The 16,824-nt window shown below is 69.1% G+C and carries 16 protein-coding genes; 1 reads left to right on the forward strand and 15 read right to left on the reverse strand.

Features of this window, described 5'->3' with window-relative positions; all coding sequences use genetic code 11:
* Positions 1 to 99: 99 nt before the first annotated feature.
* Positions 100 to 330 (reverse strand): hypothetical protein, encoded by a 231-nt coding sequence (locus AC1DVZ_RS06435; RefSeq protein WP_477617351.1) that lies wholly within the window; start codon positions 328 to 330, stop codon positions 100 to 102.
* Positions 331 to 338: 8 nt separating this feature from the next.
* Positions 339 to 1,184: a GNAT family N-acetyltransferase gene (locus tag AC1DVZ_RS06440; protein WP_477617352.1), complete on the reverse strand. Its 846-nt coding sequence runs from the start codon at positions 1,182 to 1,184 to the stop codon at positions 339 to 341.
* A gap of 145 nt (positions 1,185 to 1,329) precedes the next feature.
* Between AC1DVZ_RS06440 and AC1DVZ_RS06445 the strand changes: the two genes are divergently transcribed.
* Positions 1,330 to 2,805: an esterase-like activity of phytase family protein gene (locus AC1DVZ_RS06445; protein ID WP_477617353.1), complete on the forward strand. Its 1,476-nt coding sequence runs from the start codon at positions 1,330 to 1,332 to the stop codon at positions 2,803 to 2,805.
* 56 nt (positions 2,806 to 2,861) lie between these two features.
* Here AC1DVZ_RS06445 and ispG read toward each other — a convergent pair whose 3' ends face one another.
* From ispG to AC1DVZ_RS06510, 13 genes are all read right to left on the reverse strand, one after another.
* On the reverse strand, positions 2,862 to 4,022 hold the full coding sequence (gene ispG / locus AC1DVZ_RS06450; protein WP_477617354.1) for a flavodoxin-dependent (E)-4-hydroxy-3-methylbut-2-enyl-diphosphate synthase: 1,161 nt from the start codon (positions 4,020 to 4,022) through the stop codon (positions 2,862 to 2,864).
* A 108-nt stretch (positions 4,023 to 4,130) separates the two neighbouring features.
* A complete protein-coding gene (locus tag AC1DVZ_RS06455; RefSeq protein WP_477617355.1) occupies positions 4,131 to 5,492 on the reverse strand; it encodes a M50 family metallopeptidase in 1,362 nt (453 codons plus the stop codon).
* The gene (gene dxr / locus AC1DVZ_RS06460) at positions 5,492 to 6,760 is read right to left on the reverse strand and encodes a 1-deoxy-D-xylulose-5-phosphate reductoisomerase (RefSeq protein ID WP_477617356.1); all 1,269 of its coding nucleotides are present in this window, start codon (positions 6,758 to 6,760) and stop codon (positions 5,492 to 5,494) included. Before dxr ends, AC1DVZ_RS06455 begins: the two co-directional genes overlap by 1 nt.
* Before the next feature lie 27 nt (positions 6,761 to 6,787).
* Positions 6,788 to 7,165, reverse strand: a complete 378-nt coding sequence (locus tag AC1DVZ_RS06465; RefSeq protein WP_477617357.1) for a Pr6Pr family membrane protein — start codon at positions 7,163 to 7,165, stop codon at positions 6,788 to 6,790.
* Positions 7,162 to 7,506, reverse strand: a complete 345-nt coding sequence (locus AC1DVZ_RS06470) for a barstar family protein (protein ID WP_477617358.1) — start codon at positions 7,504 to 7,506, stop codon at positions 7,162 to 7,164. Before AC1DVZ_RS06470 ends, AC1DVZ_RS06465 begins: the two co-directional genes overlap by 4 nt.
* Before the next feature lie 161 nt (positions 7,507 to 7,667).
* Positions 7,668 to 8,732 carry a DnaB-like helicase C-terminal domain-containing protein gene (locus AC1DVZ_RS06475; RefSeq protein WP_477617359.1) on the reverse strand — a complete coding sequence of 355 codons (1,065 nt, stop codon included), beginning with the start codon at positions 8,730 to 8,732 and terminating at the stop codon, positions 7,668 to 7,670.
* Positions 8,733 to 8,815: 83 nt separating this feature from the next.
* Positions 8,816 to 10,276 (reverse strand): NAD-dependent succinate-semialdehyde dehydrogenase, encoded by a 1,461-nt coding sequence (locus AC1DVZ_RS06480; protein ID WP_477617360.1) that lies wholly within the window; start codon positions 10,274 to 10,276, stop codon positions 8,816 to 8,818.
* Entirely contained in the window at positions 10,276 to 11,385 is a 1,110-nt protein-coding gene (gene speB / locus AC1DVZ_RS06485) for an agmatinase (protein ID WP_477617361.1), read from the reverse strand. Before speB ends, AC1DVZ_RS06480 begins: the two co-directional genes overlap by 1 nt.
* 34 nt (positions 11,386 to 11,419) lie before the next feature.
* Entirely contained in the window at positions 11,420 to 12,697 is a 1,278-nt protein-coding gene (locus tag AC1DVZ_RS06490; protein ID WP_477617362.1) for a saccharopine dehydrogenase family protein, read from the reverse strand.
* Between the two features lie 6 nt (positions 12,698 to 12,703).
* Complete coding sequence (locus tag AC1DVZ_RS06495) at positions 12,704 to 13,504, reverse strand: ABC transporter permease (RefSeq protein ID WP_477617363.1); 801 nt, start codon at positions 13,502 to 13,504, stop codon at positions 12,704 to 12,706.
* A gap of 1 nt (position 13,505) precedes the next feature.
* The gene (locus tag AC1DVZ_RS06500; protein WP_477617364.1) at positions 13,506 to 14,420 is read right to left on the reverse strand and encodes an ABC transporter permease; all 915 of its coding nucleotides are present in this window, start codon (positions 14,418 to 14,420) and stop codon (positions 13,506 to 13,508) included.
* Entirely contained in the window at positions 14,420 to 15,529 is a 1,110-nt protein-coding gene (locus tag AC1DVZ_RS06505; protein WP_477617365.1) for an ABC transporter ATP-binding protein, read from the reverse strand. Before AC1DVZ_RS06505 ends, AC1DVZ_RS06500 begins: the two co-directional genes overlap by 1 nt.
* Complete coding sequence (locus tag AC1DVZ_RS06510; protein ID WP_477617366.1) at positions 15,529 to 16,755, reverse strand: polyamine ABC transporter substrate-binding protein; 1,227 nt, start codon at positions 16,753 to 16,755, stop codon at positions 15,529 to 15,531. The genes AC1DVZ_RS06505 and AC1DVZ_RS06510 overlap by 1 nt, the downstream gene beginning before the upstream one ends.
* Positions 16,756 to 16,824: the final 69 nt, after the last annotated feature.

Below are 16,824 nucleotides of genomic sequence, written 5' to 3' on the forward strand. Positions count from 1 at the left end.
ACAAGCCTTCGCGACCACGAATTCCGTTGCCAGACAATAGAATTCGCTCACTGGGGACGCCGATGCAGTGTCAGTGCCGTCTGGTATGCAGGCGGGCCTTCAGTCGCTGCCGTGCTCGCGCAGGTAGGCCAGTCGAGCCCTCAGGGCGAGCGCGAAGGTCGCACCACCCACGACCAGCAGGACGAGGCCGACCCACAGCCAGGTGCGCCCCGCTGTCTCCCGCCCCGGGACGAGGACGAGGAAGGCACCGAAGAGGGTCAGCGACCCCGTCATCCACAGCAGCGCGTTCCCGGCGGCGGGAGTGTCCGGGCGCGGTTCCGACTCCAGCATGGGGTCCATCAGAGCAGCACGGTCGAGAAGGTGCCGACATCCTCGAAGCCGACCCGCGCATACGTGGCCCTGGCACTCTCGTTGAAGTCGTTGACGTACAACGTGACCCAGCGCGCGCGGGTCTCCATCACCTGTTCGACCACGGACGCCATGAGGGGTACGGAGAGCCCCTGCCCCCGCAGGTGCGGTGCTAGCCAGACCCCCTGGAGCTGGGCGCAGCCCAGCGCGACGCTGCCGACGTCGGCCTTGAAGATCACCGCCCCGTCCTCGACCGCGATGAACGTGTGGCCACGATCGATGAGGGCCAACAACGCCGACCGGTATGCCGCGCCGGAGCCGGTGTAGGGCGGGTAGCCGATCTCACCCTCGAACATGTGCGCTGCCGCGGGCATCACGAGGTCGACCTCGTGCTCGCGGGCCGGACGCACCCTCGGGTCGAGCTCGACACCGAGGGCGGAGGGCCGGTCCATGCTGCTCATCAGGGGCTGGTTCGCGCGCACGGCACGAGCCGGTCCCCACGCGGGGGCCAGGTGACGCCAGAGCTCGGCGACCTGGTCGGCAGGCCCCAGGATCGAGGCGCAGTGGCGGCGCCAGCGGCGGACCCGGTCGGCGAAGTAGCTCAGCGTCTGCTCGTCGGCCTCGACCGGGACGAGGTTGGCACTGGACCAGCACAGCGCCTCGAGGCTGCCACCGACCTTGTGGCCGAGAACGGTTCCGGGCTGGCTGCTCAGCACTCCCTCGAGGAGGCGGGCGGCCACGAACACGTTCGCCGGCAGGTTCCGCGCACACACCTCCAACGCGGCGTCGCGGTCCGAGGGCGACAGCGCGTGGACCGGGTTTCGAGTGCGCAGCACGGATCCAGCCTAGGGCCCGCTGCGGCGCCGCGCCGCAGAACGCCGCCCTCCCGTCGTCCTGCGGTCCACAGCTGTGGCCGGGAGAGCGACGCACTCGGACTCGCTGGCGGACGACGTCCGGGCGTCTGCACCGGGATCCTCGAGTTTGCCGCAGCTTGCTCCGGATCCACGAGTCACCGCTCGCGCGACGGCGACCACCACGATCACGACGATCACCAAGGACCGCACCACGATCACCAAGGAGAGCATCATGTCCACGAACGACCGGACCCCCTCGGGCCCCCGTCCCGTCCGCCGCAACTCTGCCTGGACCCGCGCCGCGGGATGCGCAGCGGCTGGCGCGCTCTGCGCCACCGCGCTGGCCTCGTCCCCCAGCAGCGCCACTCCCGGCGTCGCGGGCCCCTCGGGCATCGACCCCGACCCGGCGACGACCGCCGCCCAGGCCCGGCTCGTCGGGCGCTCGGTCCTCCCGGCGGAGACCTATCGACCGGGCTCGGCGCCGTCGGGGTACTTCCAGACGGGGACGACGGCAGTGCCTCGTCCGTACCCTGCCCAACCCGTGCAGGGCTTCTCGGCGATGCACCGCAACGCCGACGGCAGCTACCTCGTCATGACCGACAACGGCTACGGGCAGAAGGGCAACAGCCAGGACTTCGAGCTGGTCGTGAACCGCATCCGGCCCGACACCACCACCGGAACGACGACCTACCTCGGTCTGCAGTTCCTGCTCAGCGACCCCGACCACCACGTCGACTGGACGATCTGGCGCGACGGGGGCTGCGCGGCGGCGCCGACCCTGCCTGTCGGCTACACCTGCCCCACGCCGGACCGGGTCCTGACCGGCTGGGACTTCGACCCCGAGTCCATGCAGGTCGCGCCGGACGGCACCTTCTGGTTCGGCGACGAGTTCGGACCCTTCCTGCTCCATGCCGACGACCATGGTCGCCTGCTGGAGGCACCCGTCCCTGCGCCGGGGGTGAAGGCCCCCCAGAACCCGACCCTCGCTGCCGGGGAGGCGCCCAACCTCGCATCCTCCCGCGGGTTCGAGGGCCTGCCGATGTCGCCCAACGGCCAGCGGCTCTACCCGATGCTCGAGGGCTCGCTCGCCGAGGACAAGGCTGCCGGGCTGGCCTCAGACCTGCGCATCGCCGAGGTCAAGGTCAACCAGGACCTCGGGGCGCAGTTCACCGGCACCTACTGGCGCTACCGCCTCGAGAGCCCCGGGGACTCGATCGGCGACGCGATCGCGATCAACGACCACGAGCTCCTCGTCGTCGAACGCGATGCCGGAGCGGGACCGACGGCGCGCTTCAAGGCGGTCTTCACCGTGGACCTCAAGGACAAGGACCACGACGGGTATGCCGACAAGCAGCTCCTCGTGAACCTCCTGGCCGTTCCCGACCCGGCCAACGTCGGCAAGCTGGGCGCGTTCTTCCCGTTCGCCTTCGAGACGATCGAGGACCTCGCCGTCGTGGACGACCAGACCATCGCCGTCATGAACGACAACAACTTCCCCAACACCGGTGGCCGCTCGGCCACCGTCCCCGACCCGAACGAGTACATCGAGGTCACGTTCGACCAGCCGCTGGGCGTCGACCCGCGATTGCTCCCGCAGGGGTGAGCTGAGGGCACAGGTCACTCTCGGGTCCGTGGGTGGGGGCGGACCCGAGAGGCGGCTCAGCCGACGGTGACCGACGGAGCCCCGGCGCTCTCCTCGTCGACCGGCTCGCCCATCTCTTCGGCGATGCGCATGGCCTCCTCGATGAGCGTCTCGACGATCTGGCTCTCGGGCACGGTCTTGACGACCTCGCCCTTGACGAAGATCTGGCCCTTGCCGTTGCCCGAGGCGACGCCGAGGTCGGCTTCGCGGGCCTCGCCGGGACCGTTGACGACACAGCCCATGACGGCGACCCGCAACGGGACCGTCATGCCCTCGAGTCCTGCGGTCACCTCGTCGGCCAGCTTGTAGACGTCGACCTGCGCCCGCCCGCACGAGGGGCAGGACACGATCTCGAGCTTGCGCGGCTTGAGGTTGAGCGACTGCAGGATCTGGTTGCCGACCTTGACCTCCTCGACGGGAGGCGCCGACAGCGAGACGCGGATGGTGTCGCCGATGCCCTTGGACAACAGCGCACCGAAGGCGGTGGCGGACTTGATGGTGCCCTGGAAGGCCGGCCCGGCCTCGGTCACCCCGAGGTGCAGGGGCCAGTCACCCCGCTCGGAGAGCATCTCGTAGGCCTTGACCATGACGACCGGGTCGTTGTGCTTGACCGAGATCTTGAAGTCGTGGAAGTCGTGCTCCTCGAAGAGGGACGCCTCCCACACGGCCGACTCGACCAGGGCCTCGGCGGTGGCCTTGCCGTACTTCTCGAGCAGGCGCGGGTCGAGCGACCCCGCGTTGACGCCGATCCGGATCGAGACGCCGGCGTCCTTGGCCGCTGCCGCGATCTGCTTGACCTGGTCGTCGAACTTGCGGATGTTGCCGGGGTTGACGCGCACCGCGGCGCAGCCGGCGTCGATCGCGGCGAAGACGTACTTGGGCTGGAAGTGGATGTCCGCGATGACCGGGATCTGGGACTTGCGCGCGATCGTGGGCAGCGCGTCGGCGTCGTCCTGGGTCGGGCACGCGACCCTGACGATGTCGCACCCGGACGCGGTCAGCTCGGCGATCTGCTGCAGCGTGGAGTTGATGTCGGTCGTCTGGGTGGTGCACATCGACTGCACCGAGATGGGGGCGTCACCGCCCACCTCGACCTTGCCGACCTTGATCTTGCGCGTCTTGCGGCGGGGCGCGAGCACGGGCGGGGGCAGGGCCGGCATACCGAGTCCAACAGTCATGGGTGCAGTATCTCCCAGAGAGGGGTGGAGGCCGACGCCGGCTTGGCGCAGGCTCGACACCGGCTCGAAGCCGGCTCTACGTCACAGCATGGCCGACCCGGGGCCGGGTCAGCCGAGCTTGACGGGCTTGACGAAGTCGGCGTAGATGAGCAGCGCGGACATCACGATCAGCACCGAGGACACCGCATAGGCGACCGGCAAGGCCTTGGCGACGTCCACGTGGCCGGGGTCGGGGCGGTTCAGCAGGCGTGCCGCGTTGCGCTTGAGCCCCTCCCACAGTGCTCCCGCGACGTGGCCGCCGTCCAGGGGCAGCAGCGGGATCAGGTTGAAGACGAACAGGGCGAGGTTGAGCCCGGCCATCAGGTTGACGAGGATCGCGATCTTGCCGGCAAGGCTCTCGTCGAGTCCCTCGACCGAACCTGACGAGATCTCGCCGGCCATCCGGCCCACGCCGACCACGGACACAGGCCCGTTCGGGTCGCGTTCCTCGGAGCCGAAGGCCGCCTGCGCGACGTCGGTCATCCGCTGCGGGATGTGCAGGAGCACTCCGGCGATGTGCGAGACCTGCTCGCCGAGGATGCCGGGGACGACCGTGACGCTCTGACGCTCGAGGGCCAGGACGGGGGCCGACGAGACCCCCAGGAACCCGGCTTCGAGGACCACGGGCTGACCGTCGGCATCCACCAGCGGGGCGCCGTCCGGGCCGACCTGTTGCACGGTGTTGCGGATCGGGCTGACCTGGAGGGTCTGCTCGGCGCCGTCGCGCAGCACCACGATCTCGGTCTGCTCGCCGACCCTGGGCCGGATCTGCTTGCCGACGTCGGTGGTGCGCTTGATGGGTTGGCCGGCGATGGACAGGATGCGGTCGCCCGGCCGGATGCCGGCGATGTAGGCCGGGGTCTTGGGGTCGGAGGCGGCACAGGTCGTCTTGGCAGCCGCCTGGCTTGCGGGCACGACGCACTCGCTGACCGAGGCCACGACCGCCCCGTCCTTCTCCACCTGCATGCCGTAGATGGTCACCAGGCCGGTGAGCAGCACGACGGCGATGACCAGGTTCATCACCGGGCCGCCCATCATGACGACGACCTTCCTGGGCACCGACAGCTTGTAGAAGACGCGGTCCTCGTCGCCGGGCCGGATCTCCTCGAGGCTGAGCTGGCGTGCCTCGTCGGCGAGCTGGGTGAACCGGCCGGTGCTCGACACGCGCAACGTGCCGGGCTTGTCGCCCGGCCGCGGCGGGAACATGCCGATCATCCGGATGTAGCCCCCGAGCGGGATGGCCTTGATGCCGTACTCGGTCTCGCCCCGCCTCGTGGACCAGACGGTCGGGCCGAAGCCGACCATGTACTGGGTGACCTTGACGCCGAACTTCTTGGCCGGGACGAGGTGACCGACCTCGTGCAGCCCGATCGACAGGCCCACCCCCAGGACCACGAAGAGCACGCCGAGCACGTACAGCAGGACCGTCATCAGCGAAGCGCCCCCTCGGTGTCCGCGAGTGGTGTCTCGGTCATCGATCCAGTCTGCAAACCCAGCACCTTCCGTGCCTCGTCGCGCGCCCACCCGTCGGCGCGCATCACGTCCTCAACGGACAGTGTCCCTGATTCGATCCCCCGCGCGCTGCCGGACCCGTGGATCTCCACGACCCTGGCCACCGTGTCGACGATCTCGACGAAGCCGATGTGACCGTCGTGGAAGGCATCGACGGCGACCTCGTTGGCTGCGTTGTAGACCGCTGGACTGGTGCCACCGGCCTCGCCGACCTGTCGGGCCAGCCGCACGGCCGGGAAGGCCTCGTCGTCGAGCGGTTCGAAGTCCCACGACTGCGCCCGCGTCCAGTCCACGGGGACGTCGACGTCGGCCAGGCGGTCGGGCCAGGACAGCCCGAGGGCTATCGGCACGAGCATCCGCGGGGGGCCGGCCTGCGCGATCGTGGACCCGTCCACGAACTCCACCATCGAGTGGATCAGCTGCTGCGGGTGGACGACGACGTCGATCCGGTCGAACGGGATGTCGAAGAGCAGGTGCGCCTCGATGACCTCGAGCCCCTTGTTGACCAGGGTTGCCGAGTTGGTCGTGATCACCCGCCCCATCGAGAAGTTCGGGTGTGCGAGCGCCTCTGCGGGGGTCACGTCACGCAACGACTCGCGGCTGCGCCCACGGAACGGTCCACCGCTCGCCGTGACCACCAGCCGGCGCACCTCGTCGGCGCGACCCCCACGCAGGCACTGGGCAATCGCGGAGTGCTCGGAGTCGACGGGCACGAGCTGGCCCGGCTTCGCGGCGGCCTTGACCAGGGGGCCGCCCACGATGAGCGACTCCTTGTTGGCCAGCGCCAGCGTCGAGCCCTCCGCCAGCGCGGCCAGCGTCGGGCGCAGCCCGATGGCCCCCGTGATCCCGTTGAGGACGACGTCGGCGCCACACCCAGCCGCCACCACCGCCGCGTCGTGCCCGACCACGACCTGGGGCCGGTATGCCGGGCGGCCGGCCCGCGCGGCATACGCACCGATCGCCTCGGCGACCTGCTCGTGTGTGCCGCGGGCGACCGCGACGAGGTCCACCTCGAAGGTGACGGCCTGCTCGGCGACGAGGTCGAGGTTGGACCCTGCTGAGAGGGCGACCACACGGAAGAGCTCGGGGTTGCGCGCGATGACGTCCAGGGCCTGGGTGCCGATGGAGCCGGTCGAGCCGAGGACGGCGACGCTGCGCGGGGAAGTCACTGGTTCATTGTCGCGCATGACGGCGCGACACCTGTCCCACCCCGCTCAGGACGTGGGCGTCGGTCGTCGGCCCAGCCACCTGTCGAGAACGACGAAGCAGGCGCCGCAGGCCGCGAACAGGACGGCGACACCGGCGAGGCTCAGGAGTACCCGACCCCAGCCGAGCGTGTCGACGTCCAGGAACGGGTAGGGCCACCAGGCGGTGACCGACCCACGAACCAGCGTGAACGCGCCCCAGAGCAGCGGCCACAGCAGGGACCCGAGCACCTGGGGGCGCGCGGCCTGTCCCCGCGGCCCCGCCACGATCCAGGCGAACACCGCGAGCACGGGGACCACGACGTGGAGCAGCTTGTCCACGACGAAGCTGCTGCCGCTGAGGTGCAGCAGGGGGCGCAGGAGGAACCAGTGGACGACACCGGTCACAGCGATCCCGAGCGGTCGAGGATCGTCACGACGAAACCGGCGTGGTCCTGGCTCACCTCGTCGAGGACGCCCGCGATGTCCTCGTAGGTCTCGTGGTGGTGCCGACGCAGGGTCGCGGCGCCGGCCCACACCAGGTGGCGCGCCCGCGCACCGTCCAACGGCTGCTCGGCGAAGTCGTGGAGGCAGTCGGCGAGGGCATCGAGGTTGCGGCCGAACCAGTCCGGGAAGTCCAGCACCTCCGCGAACAGGTCGAGGCTTTCCGCCTTGGTGGCGCCTGCGGGCACGACGCAGACGTCGTCACCGTCGCGCTGGGCGTCTCGCACGACCTCGGTGACGGGCACGTCAGGTCCCAGGATGCGGATCAGCGGACACCACCCTCGGGTCTGCTCTGGACGGCCGGCATGCTCCCGACCATAAGGCAGCCCTCGGCGTCCTCGCACCCGGCGACTCGGCGCGCGGTGCCCGATCCCTGACGGGTCACCGTGTCCCAGTGAGGGCACGCCTACTCCTGGAAGACGCGCTCCTCGATGAGCTGCTCCTCGACGACCCGTCCAGCCGGCTCGAACCGGCCCTGGTCGAACCGCTTCTGGAACTCGAGCTCGAGGTGGTCTGCGCCGTTGCGGTTCTTCTCGATCGACATGACGACCCAGTGGCGGAAGCGTTCGGCGTTGCCGAGGTGGTAGACGAGGTGGTGCTTGGCGACGATGTCGTACTTGTCATTGAGGATCAGCACGACGTCGGCCTCGTAGGCGAGCGCCGACGAGCCACGCAGGTCGTTGACCCGCATCCGTCGGCCGGCCACCAGGCTGGACTTGTCGGCCGCCACGATCGCCAGGACCGGGACGCCCAGCTCGAGAGCCATGTCCTTGAGTCGCTCCACGACGATGGAGACTCGCTCTTCCTCTCCCATGGCGCCGGCCACCGGCACCTTCTGGAGGTAGTCGACCAGGACCAGCGGCGGTCGTCCATCGGTCTCGATGATCTCGGCAACCGCGGCGCGGATCTCGTCGAGCGTGGTGTGCATCCCGCTCGAGGTGTGCACGTGCAGGCGTTGGCCATAGCTCTCGAGAGCCTCGACGGCCTCCATGCCGCCCACGGTCTCACCGAAGCGCTCGCGCATCGACTTCGTGCGGCTGTGCCTGGCTTCGAAGCCGGCCCTGATCTTGTTCAGCCCGACGGCGTCGGTGCCGGCGATGGCTCCCGCCTCGATCGCGATGAGCCGCTCGAGGATGCTGTGGGCGTCGTGCTCGTACGAGAACAGCACGGCGCTGCGGTTGGCGGCGACGGCGTTGCGCAGCATCTGCAGTGCCATCGCGGTCTTGCCCAGGCCCTGCGGCCCACCGAGCAGGACCAGCTCACCCGAGCGGAAGCCGCCGGTCAGGGCCACGTCCAGGGCGTCGAAGCCGGTCGGCCAGACCCGCGCTCCAGCGGTTTGGCCCAGCCGGAGCTTCTCGTCCGTCTCGACGAGGACATCGGCAAGGGATCGCAGTCGGCCCGTGTTGCGCGACTGCACTGCCGGCTCCCCGGTGATGGACAAGACACTCGCTCCCGCTTCAGCGCTGGTCATGCGACAGATTGAACAGTCGATGTGCGTCCGGTGGAAGCGGTTCGGTCAACTTTGGCACCGAACGGATGACCCCAGTTCGGTGTTTAGGGGGCAATTCCGACATAGGTGGTCTCGAGGTACTCGTCGATGCCCTCGAAGCCACCCTCCCGGCCGAAGCCGGACGCCTTGACGCCACCGAAGGGAGCGGCCGGGTTGGAGATGATCCCCTGGTTGATCCCGATCATCCCGTACTCCAGCGCCTCGCTGACCCGGATCACCCGGCCGAGGTCGTTCGTGAAAACGTACGACGCGAGGCCGAACTCCGTGCTGTTGGCCTTCGCGATGGCTTCGGCCTCGGTGCGGAAGGTGGCGATCGGGGCCACCGGTCCGAAGATCTCCTCGCTCATGACCCGCGCGGTCATGGGCACCCCGCTGATCACGGTCGGCTCGAAGAAGTACCCCCGGCCCTTCACCTGTCCCCCGCCGGTCAGGACCGTGCCGCCCTTGGCCCTGGCGTCCTCGACGAGCTCGCTCACGGCGTCACGCGCCTTCGCGTCGATGAGCGGGCCGACGTCGACCCCCTTCCTGGTGCCCTTGCCGAGGGTCAGACCGGCCATCCGTGAGGCGAACTTCTTCGCGAACTCGTCTGCGACGCTCTCGTGCACGAAGAAGCGGTTGGCCGCGGTGCACGCCTCACCGATGTTGCGCATCTTGGCGAGCATCGCGCCGTCCACCGCGTGGTCGAGGTCGGCATCCTCGAACACGATGAACGGGGCGTTGCCACCGAGCTCCATGGAGACCCTCAGCAGCTGCTCGGCCGACTGCTCGACCAGCCGGCGACCGATCCCGGTCGAGCCCGTGAAGGTCAGCTTGCGCAGCCTGGAGTCGCGGATGAGGGGTTCCATCACGTCACCGGTGTGGGAGGTCGTGACGACGTTGAGGACACCTGCGGGAAGCCCACATTCGCGCAACAGCTCTGCCAGGGCGAGCATCGTCAGCGGAGTCTGGCTGGCCGGCTTCACGACCATGGTGCAGCCGGCCGCGATGGCCGGACCGATCTTGCGAGTGCCCATCGCCAGCGGGAAGTTCCACGGCGTGATCATCAGGGTCGGACCGACCGGCTTCTTCATCGTGAGCAGCCGGGTCGCGCCGTTGGGCGCCGTCGACCAGCGACCGTGGATGCGGACGGCCTCCTCGGAGAACCAGCGGAAGAACTCGGCGCCGTAGGTCACCTCACCGCGCGACTCGGCCAGCGTCTTGCCCATCTCGAGGGTCATCAGCGTGGCGAAGTCCTCGGCCCGCTCGGTGATCCGTTCGAACGCGGCGCGCAGGATCTCGCCCCGGTCGCGGGGCGGGGTCCGGGCCCAGTCGGCCTGGGCCGCAACGGCCGCATCGAGCGCGGCCTTGCCATCGGCCACCGTCGCGTCGGCGACGAGGGCGAGCGTGGCACCGCTCGCCGGGTCCTCGACGGCGAGGGTTCCCTCACCCGTGGCGTCGCGCCATGCGCCGCCGATGAACAGTCCCTTGGGAACCGAGTCGATGAGTGACTTCTGAGTGGTGGCCATCAGCCGTGGTCCTCCGGTGCGTGGTCGTGCGCTGCCTGGTCGTGTGTTGCGTGGGTGTGGTGGTGCTGCGGGATGTGCCCCTCGGGAATGGCTCCGTTGCGCCCGGCGAGCAGCGGCTGCGACGGGTCCCAGCGGGTCCCGTCCCGCTCGTCCTGCCTCTTGCGGGCGATGGCCGAAAGCGCTTCGAGGACAACGCGGTTCGCGAGCGCGGCGGTGATGTCCGCATGGTCGTACGGAGGGCTCACCTCGACGATGTCGACACCGACGACCGGGAGCTCCAGACAGATCCGACGGACGGCGTCGAGCAGCTGTCTGGCCGAGAGCCCACCGGGCTCCGGGGTGCCGGTGCCGGGGGCGTGGCCCGGGTCGCAGACGTCGATGTCCACCGACAGGAAGACGCCATCGCAGTCGTCCATGGCGATGGTGAACGCCTCGGTCAGCACCTCGTCGAGGCCCCGGTGCACGATCTCCGTCATCTCGAACGAGCGCATCTTCTGACCGGCCATCCAGTCGAGCGTCTCCGGCGGCGGCCAGTACCCCCTCAGCCCGACCTGGAGGAACCGGTCGCCTCGCAGCGCACCCGACTCGATGAGCCGGCGCATCGGCTGACCGTGCCCCCACAGGGAACCGAACTCGATGTCACCGGTGTCGGCGTGCGCGTCGAAGTGGATCATCGAGATGCGGCCGTGGCCCAGGACGTTCGCGACGCCCTTGGCGTCCGGGAAGGCGATCGAGTGGTCGCCACCGAGGACGACGGGTATGGCGCCCGCGCGCGTGACGCGCTCGACCGCGGCCTCGAGCTTGGGCAGGGAGCGCTCGATGTCGCCGGAGTACATCTCGACATCACCCGCGTCGACGACCCGGAGGTCGACGAGGCCATCGGTTCGCAGCGCAAGCGAGGGTCGCGACCCGTCGTGCGGCAGGTAGTCGGTCATCCGGATCGCCTGGGGTCCGAAGCGCGTCCCGGGCCGGTGTGAGGTGCCCCCGTCGAAGGGCGCACCGAGGATCACGACGTCGGCGTCGGCATACGTGCTCTCGTCATCGAGGTCGCAGCGGTCCACGCCGAGGAAGGTGAAGTCGGGGCCGTACTGCTGCCCGTATCGAGTCATGATTCGACCCTAGTGCCGTTTCGAGGTCATGGAATCAGCGGTCTTCCAGGCCCCAGGGCGAGCCGTACCCGTCGGGCTTGGGCGCAGCCAGGAGCTCGAGGAACGGGACCGCGTCGAAGGCCTCCGGGCCGAGGACGCCGGATCCGCTCCACCTGCCGTTCGCCAACAGCTCCAAGGCCACCACGGGGTTCACCGCGGTCTGCCAGACGACGCACTGGGCGCCGTACTCGCGCATCGTCTCCTCGTTGTCCACCACGTGGTAGAGGTAGGTGCTGCGCGGCTGACCGTCCTTGCCGGTGCCCGTGACCCAGACACCGGCACAGGTCTTGCCCTTCATCCGCGGGCCGATGGTCGCGGGGTCGGGCAGCACCGCGGCGACGACGTCGCGGGGCGACACCTCCACCCCCTTGACGGTGACCGGGTCGGTGCCGTCGAGGCCGAGGGTGTGCAGGGTCCGAAGGATGGTGATGAGCTCGTCACCGAGGCCGTACTTGAAGGTCACCCTCTGCGCGTCGAGCCAGCGGGGCATGAGGAGCACCTCCTCGTGCTCGACGTGGACGCACTCCACGGGCCCGATGCCCTCGGGGAACTCGAAGACCTCAGGCTCGCTGAACGCCGGCAGGGTGAAGAAGCCCGCCTCGACGTCTCCCCCACCTGCATCGGCCCGCGAGCGCTCCCAGACCACCGGCGGGTTGAGGCACTCCTCGATGATGGTCCACATCGAGAAGCTCGGCGCGAAGGTCTCGTTGCCGTCCTCGTCGAGGACCGCGAGGTTGGCACCGTCACGGGTGCCGAGCTCCTCGATCGTCGCGAAGAGGTGGTCGGACGCATAGCGGGCGAGGACGTCCGACAGCCCGGGCTCGACACCGATCCCCAGCAGAGCCAGCTGGCCGGCGCCCTCCCACTCCCCCGCCATGGCGAACTGCTCGTCACCGAGCTTCACGTGGACCTTCGCGTAGGGCTCCTCGGGGTGGCGGCGGGACAGGCTCATCGCCATGTCGAGGTAGCCCGCACCGGCCGCGAGGGCACCACGGAAGATCGGCATGACGAACCGGGGGTCGACGGCGTTGAAGACGTGCGTCGCACCGTGCTCGCGAGCCAGCGCGGCCACGGCGCCCTCGTCGGACGCGTCGACCTGGGCCGCGACGAAGCGCCCCTCGCCGTCGCGCCGGGCCGTCGCCGCCTCGACGGTGGCCTGGGCGCGACAGAGGTCGTAGTCGGCCACGACGAAGGACTCGAAGAAGTCCCGTTCGACCGCGATGCGTGCGGCAGCGTCACCGACGCCGCCGGCGCCGATCATCAGGATGCGCATGGTGGATCAGGCTGCTTTCTGACGGCGGCTGGAGAGGAGCTGTCCGCCGATCACGAACGCGAGGGCCGCCAGGAACATGACGGTGCCGATGACGTTGACCTGGACCGGGACACCGCGTTGGGCAGCGCCCCAGACGAACATGGGGAAGGTGATCGAGCTCGGTGAGGCGTTGAAGTTGGTGATGATGTAGTCGTCGAAGCTGAGCGAGAAGGCCAGCAGCGCACCCGCCGCGATGCCAGGGGCCGCCAGGGGCAGGGTCACCCGCAGGAACGTCTGGGCGGGTGTGGCACCCAGGTCGGCCGCCGCCTCTTCGAGCCGCGGGTCGAGCGTGGCCACCCTCGCCTTGACCGCGACCACCACGAACGAGACGCAGAACATGATGTGCGCGATGAGGATCGCCGTCGCACCCGAGGGGATCCCCAGCATGAGGAAGAGGGTCAGCAGGCTGGAGCCCATGACGACCTCGGGTGTGGCCATCGGGACGAAGATGAGCAGGTTGGTCGCAGCCCGTCCGCGGAACCGGTAGCGGCCGAGGGCGAGGGCGACCATCGTGCCGAGGACCGTGGCGACCACGGAGGCGGTCACCCCGATCCGCAGGCTGAGCCCCAGCGAGCTGCAGATCCCGGGAGACCCGCACGGGTTCGTCCACGCGTCCGTCGAGAAGCGTGCCCAGTTGTAGTTGAACTTGCCCACCGGGTCGTTGAAGGAGAACACCGCCACGACGACGTTCGGGATGAGCAGGTAGAGCAGCACGGCGAAGGCCGCGAAGGCGACGAGGTGCCGGCGGATCCAGGCGAGGACGGCCATGTCAGACCAGCTCCTCGGTGCCGGCCTTGCGCACGTAGGCCGCGACCAGGGCGACGATCAGGATGAGCAGGATGAACGACAGCGCCGCTGCCAGGGGGTAGTCGAGCACCCGCAGGAACTGGCTGTCGATGACCTGGCCGATCATCACGGTCTGGGTGTTGCCGAGCAGTCGCGAGTTGATGAAGTCGCCCGCGGCGGGGATGAACGTGAGCAGGGTGCCGGCCACCACCCCGGGCAGCGACAACGGCCACGTGACCCGCCGGAACGCCTCCCTCGGGGAGGCGTAGAGGTCGCCGGCCGCCTCGACGAGGCGACTGTCGAGGCGCTCCAGTGAGGCGTACAGGGGCAGGATCATGAAGGGCAGGAAGTTGTAGGTGAGTCCACAGATCACCGCGAACTTGGACGCCAGGAGGGTGTCGTTGTCGGTGAGGCCCACGGCCTGCAACAGGCTCGTGAGGCCTGTCGACTGGGCCAACGCCACCACCGGGCCGTCGTCGGACAGGATGTTGCGCCACGCCAGCGTGCGGATGAGGAAGCTGGTGAAGAACGGCGCGATCACCAGGACGAGCAGGATGTTCTTCCAGCGACCGGCCTTCTGGGCCATGAAGTACGCCAGCGGGTACCCGAGCAGCAGGGCAAGGATCGTCGCGCTGCCGGCGTAGCCGATCGACCGCAAGAGGTGCGGCCAGTAGCGCTGGAAGGCGTCGGCATAGATGCCCACGTTGCCCGTGAACGTGTAGCCCTCGTCGACGTTGCCCTCCTGCAGCGACTGGGACCCCAGCGTCACCATCGGCGCGACGAAGAAGACGAGCAGCCACAGCAGACCGGGGGCGAGCAGGGCGTAGGGAACCCAGCGACCCCGGCGGACCGGCTTGTTGACGGGTGCGCCCCCGCCGATCGCCGCGACCTCGGCCACTACCCCTCCTCCTCGACGCCGGCGTCAGCCGCCTGCGCCGCGTCGAGCGCGAACCCGTGCTCGGCCGCCCACGACACGGTGACGTCGTCACCCCGTCGCGCCCGACCCGACCCGTCGTTCTGCTGCACGACCGTGAGCTCCTGGCCCCACGGCATACGCACGAGGTATTGCGTCGCCACCCCCGAGAAGGACACGTCGGTGACCGTGCCGCTGAGGCGGTTGGGTCCACCGTGCTCCCCCAGACGGAGCTTCTCGGGGCGCACCCCGAGCCAGATCTCCTTGGTGCCCTCGGGCAGGTGGTCAGCCGACACCGTGAGTGACGTGTCGTAGGCCGTGACCGGCACCTCCGCGCCGGTCGCACCACCCGTCACCGTCGCCTTGAGCAGGTTCGACTGGCCCAGGAAGTTGGCCACGAAGGTCGACGCGGGGCGTTCGTAGAGCGTCGCCGGGTCGCCGAGCTGCTCGATGCGGCCGGCGTTCATCACCGCGATGGTGTCGGCCATGGTCATGGCCTCCTCCTGGTCGTGGGTGACGTGGATGAACGTGAGGCCGACCTCCTGCTGGATGCGCTTGAGCTCGATCTGCATCTGGCGGCGGAGCTTGAGGTCGAGGGCGCCGAGGGGTTCGTCGAGCAGCAGCACGTCCGGGCGGTTCACGACCGCACGGGCGAGCGCCACGCGCTGTTGCATGCCGCCCGACAGCTGCGCCGGCTTCTTCCTCGCGACCTCCCCGAGCTGCACGAGCTCCAGGACCTCCTTGGCCTTGGCCTTGGCGGCCTTGTCGCCTCGCCGCTTGAGGCCGAACTCGACGTTGTCGATGACACTCATGTGCGGAAAGAGCGCGTAGGACTGGAACACCGTGTTGACGTTGCGCTGGTGCGCCTTGCTGTCCGTGATGTCCGTGTCGCCGATGTGGATCCGTCCACCGCTCGGCTGCTCGAGCCCGGCCACCATGCGCAAGGTCGTGGTCTTGCCGCAGCCCGATGGGCCCAGCAGCGCGAAGAAGGAGCCCTGGGGGATCACCAGGTCCATGGGGTGGACCGCGGTGAAGGAGTCGAAGTGCTTGGTCAGACCGGTCAGCCGCAGGTCCCCGGACGTCTCCGTCGCCATCAGCCCGTCGCCAGGTTGGTGAACATGCGGGTGTACTCGGACTCTTCCTTGGCAGTGAGGTCGCGGAACTTCTTCGCCTTGGACAACGTCTCGGCCGAGGGGAAGATGAGCTGGTTGGCGCCCAGGCTCTTGTCGATGGCCACGACGGCGTCCTTGGTTCCGGTCACCGGCGAGATGTAGTTGACCCAGGCCTCGACCTCGCCCATCACCTTGGGGTCGTAGTAGTAGTCGATCAGCTTCTCGGCGTTCTTCTTGTGCTTGGCCATCGCGGGGATCACGAAGTTGTCCGACCACAGGGTGTATCCCGCCGCGGGGAGCGTCAGGCCGAGCTCGGGGGCGTCGAGCCCGAGCGATGCCACGTCACCCGACCAGGCAACGCAGGCGGCGATGTCGCCGGCGCTGAGCCCGTCGGTGTACTCGTTGCCCGTGAACTTCTGGATCTGACCCGCGTCCTTGGCCTTCTGGATCATGTCGATCGCGGCCTTGAAGTCGGCATCGGTGAAGTTGGAGGGGTCCTTGCCCTGGTCGAGCAGGACCAGTCCGACGGTGTCGCGCATCTCCGACAGCAGGGTGACCTTGCCCTTGAGCGACGGGTCCGTGAGCAGCTGGGTGATCGTCTCGATCTTCTTGCCCCCCGTCGCCTTCGTGTTGTACCCGATGCAGGCGAAGCCGGCCTGCCACGGCAGGGAGTACTTGCGGCCGGGGTCGAAGGACACGTCCTGGAAGGCGGCCTCGAGGTTCTTGGCGTTCGGGATGTTGGCCTTGTCGAGCGGCTGCACGTACCCCTGACGGATCAGCCGGGCCACCATCCAGTCGGTGGAGCACCAGACGTCGCGACCAGTGTCCTGGYCGCCGGCCAGCAGCGGCCGCACCTTGGCGTAGAACTCGTCGTTGTCGTTGTAGTCCTCGGTGTAGTTGACCTTGATCCCGGTGGCCTTGGTGAAGGCGTCCAGTGTCGGGCGGCTCTTCTCGTCCTCCGAGACGTCGATGTACTGCTGCCAGTTCGACCAGTTGATGACCTTCTCGGTGTCGGACATGTCCTGGGCCGCCTTGGCCGTCGGTGCGGTGGTGCTGCTGCCCGAGTTCGTGGCCGTCTTGCCCTTGGATCCGCACGCTGCGAGGGCCGACACCCCGAGACCGGCGGAACCGACCATCAGGGTGCGCCGACTCAGCACACCGCGCAGGAAGGCTGCCTGCATGGGGGTGACGGGGGTCTGTTCGTTCATCGGTCTCTCCTGCGGGGTGGGGTGTGCCGTCGGGGCGTGGGACGCGCGTCGGGGTGCGCGCGGGTGGCG

Source organism: Pedococcus sp. P2_E5, from assembly GCF_056403895.1.

Bases quoted from the DNA above. Each gene is read 5' to 3' on its own strand.
- AC1DVZ_RS06435 (WP_477617351.1), bottom strand. From the start codon at position 330: ATGCTGGAGTCGGAACCGCGCCCGGACACTCCCGCCGCCGGGAACGCG.
- ispG (WP_477617354.1), bottom strand. From the start codon at position 4,022: ATGACTGTTGGACTCGGTATGCCGGCCCTGCCCCCGCCCGTGCTCGCG.
- AC1DVZ_RS06455 (WP_477617355.1), bottom strand. From the start codon at position 5,492: ATGACGGTCCTGCTGTACGTGCTCGGCGTGCTCTTCGTGGTCCTGGGG.
- dxr (WP_477617356.1), bottom strand. From the start codon at position 6,760: ATGCGCGACAATGAACCAGTGACTTCCCCGCGCAGCGTCGCCGTCCTC.
- AC1DVZ_RS06475 (WP_477617359.1), bottom strand. From the start codon at position 8,732: ATGACCAGCGCTGAAGCGGGAGCGAGTGTCTTGTCCATCACCGGGGAG.
- AC1DVZ_RS06480 (WP_477617360.1), bottom strand. From the start codon at position 10,276: ATGGCCACCACTCAGAAGTCACTCATCGACTCGGTTCCCAAGGGACTG.
- speB (WP_477617361.1), bottom strand. From the start codon at position 11,385: ATGACTCGATACGGGCAGCAGTACGGCCCCGACTTCACCTTCCTCGGC.
- AC1DVZ_RS06490 (WP_477617362.1), bottom strand. From the start codon at position 12,697: ATGCGCATCCTGATGATCGGCGCCGGCGGCGTCGGTGACGCTGCCGCA.
- AC1DVZ_RS06495 (WP_477617363.1), bottom strand. From the start codon at position 13,504: ATGGCCGTCCTCGCCTGGATCCGCCGGCACCTCGTCGCCTTCGCGGCC.
- AC1DVZ_RS06505 (WP_477617365.1), bottom strand. From the start codon at position 15,529: ATGGCGACGGAGACGTCCGGGGACCTGCGGCTGACCGGTCTGACCAAG.